The organism is Myxococcus sp. CA039A (assembly GCF_013336645.1).
Taxonomy (GTDB): domain Bacteria; phylum Myxococcota; class Myxococcia; order Myxococcales; family Myxococcaceae; genus Myxococcus; species Myxococcus llanfairpwllgwyngyllgogerychwyrndrobwllllantysiliogogogochensis.
This window is the reverse complement of the sequence record NZ_JABUMQ010000610.1, coordinates 1-2,128: the sequence shown is the minus strand read 5'-3', so window position 1 is coordinate 2,128 and position 2,128 is coordinate 1. Positions and strand designations below refer to the sequence as shown.

The window sequence follows — 2,128 nt, the reverse complement described above, 5'->3', positions numbered from 1 at the left end:
CGCATCGGCCGCCCCACCTTCGTCCCCGCCACCCAGCCTGGAATCAGCGCGGAGCGTGAGCGAGCGGCCCGCCCCCCGGGTGAGAAGGCGAACCAGGGCCACTCGCAGGTCGACCAGTTCGAGTCCCGCGCCACGCGCCCCCACGTCAGTGCATCCCTCCTGAGTGGACCCGCCGCGACGACGGCCGTGAGCGCGAAGTCGCTCGACCTCCAGCCCCAGTTGCACGAGGCCACGGGCTACGAGGCCCGCTTCGAGCAGGGCGGTCGGAAGGCCACTGCCTTCGTGGAAGGCCAGGGACAGGTGAACCTGCCCACCGGCCCGGGCAGAGGCCCGTCCTTCCACGCGGAGGCGGGCAAGCCGCTGACGGTGACGGCGGACCCGGCGCGCTTCTCGTCACAGACCGAGAAGGTGGAGTTGGTGTGGCGGCTGGTCCCCGGAGGCACGGAGACGGCGATTCCCCTCACCGACGGCAGCCGCGATGCGAATGGCCGGCTGAACATCCAGCCCGGCACGTTCGAGCTTCCTCCCGACGCCACGGGTCTGGTGCGCCTGTCGTTCCGCACCACGGGCGCCGACGGGCGCGTGAGCAACCAGTGGGACCCGAGCAACGACGCGTCGGTCGCCTCGAAAGAGGGCGCGACGGTGTCCTTCACCGAGGACTTCAAGACGCAGGTCGACGGCACGCTGCGCGCCGGTGACAAGCTCCAGCTCGCGTATGACCAGGACCGCCTCAAGGCGCTCGCGGGCGGCAAGACGCCCTCCGACGTCGTCGCCTGCGTGTCCTTCAATGGCGGCCCGCCCCTGGAGTTCCCGCTCGACCTCCAGCCAGGGCAGGCCGGCAACGCGGGCGGCGACTTCCTGCCGTCGGTCCGCGTGCCTTTCGAGGCGACGGATGTGCAGGTCTGGTTCCGGGGCAAGGCGGACGACAACACCACGTGGGACTCGGCCAACGGGCAGAACTTCAAGTTCCCCGTCGGCGTCACGCGCGACGACGCCGAGCCGGGGTGGAAGAACGAGCTGCTCAAGAGCAAGAGCTTCCCCAACCTGAGCGCGGACAAGTTCGTGGGCATCGGCCCCGCGTCGGAGCGCTACAACTGCATCGCGTGGACGGTGGGCAAGCGCGACGAGTGGGTGTGGCCGGGCACGCGCGTGGAGGACTTCGACAAGCTCTACGCGACGCAGGGCTACAAGCCGATGGACTCGTTGGACCTGAGCAACGACCCCAGCCTGGAGAAGGTGGTCATCTACGGGCGCAAGCCGATGACGGGCAACGGCCCCCTCGAGGTGACGCACGGCGCGCTGATGGACGAGCAGGGCCGCTTCACGAGCAAGATTGGCACCCAGCCGCTCATCCGTCACAACAGCGCTGACGACCTCACCGGCCCTTCGTATGGTGAGCCCGTGCGAGTCTACGTGCGTCCCCGTCAGTCCCCCGTGAGTGCCTCATGAGCGAGCCTGTCGCCCGCTTCGACTCCCTCGCCGAAGAGTGGGGGCGGCACTGCGCGGAACACCGGGAGTCGTCCAACCCCTACGTGTTCCTGGACCATCCGTCGTTCGACGCGCTCGTCGCGCTGGGACGGCCCGCGGTGCCGCTCATCATCGAGCGCTATCGCGAAGGCAGCGTCTTCTGGGGCGCGGCGCTGCGACGCATCACCGGCGTCACCACGTTCGGTGACGGCGTGGTGGGCAACCTGGAGGCGAATCGCCAGGGGTGGCTGAAGTGGTGGAGTGAGAACCAGGCCGCCTGGCCCGGCTGAGCCCGCGTTGCCTCCCTGGGGCGCCTCACTGAGCCGAGGCCAGCCCGCCAGCAGCACGGGCCGCCCGGACACGGAGTGCCACTTCGAAGGGACCTGGTGGCTCGCGGCAATCGTCGGGCTCGATGTCAGTATCACATCTCGATTCGACATCAGGATGTGTCCATGACATCGGCACGGCTGGACGGCTCTCGTCCTTTCAAGCACTTGCCCCGACGCGGCGGCTGGAACGCAGCGTGCTCTGTCCCATGCGCATGAACCGCATCGCGCTTCTCTTCTGCTTCGTCTCCCTCCTCGCCGGTGCGCAGCCCGTGCCCGACGCGGGCGTGCCCGACCCGACCCACGTTGTCGGCGCGCCCCCCACCCCCGTGGCT

General features: G+C 69.4%; 2 protein-coding genes. Both read left to right on the top strand.

What is annotated here, in order from left to right; all coding sequences use genetic code 11:
• Positions 1–1,449 (top strand): DUF6209 family protein (locus HR086_RS46325; protein WP_254626764.1); only part of this gene is annotated, 1,449 nt, incomplete at its 5' end.
• The gene (locus HR086_RS46320) at positions 1,446–1,757 is read left to right on the top strand and encodes a hypothetical protein (RefSeq protein WP_174454665.1); all 312 of its coding nucleotides are present in this window, start codon (positions 1,446–1,448) and stop codon (positions 1,755–1,757) included. The genes HR086_RS46325 and HR086_RS46320, both read left to right, overlap by 4 nt.
• Positions 1,758–2,128 lie beyond the last annotated feature (371 nt).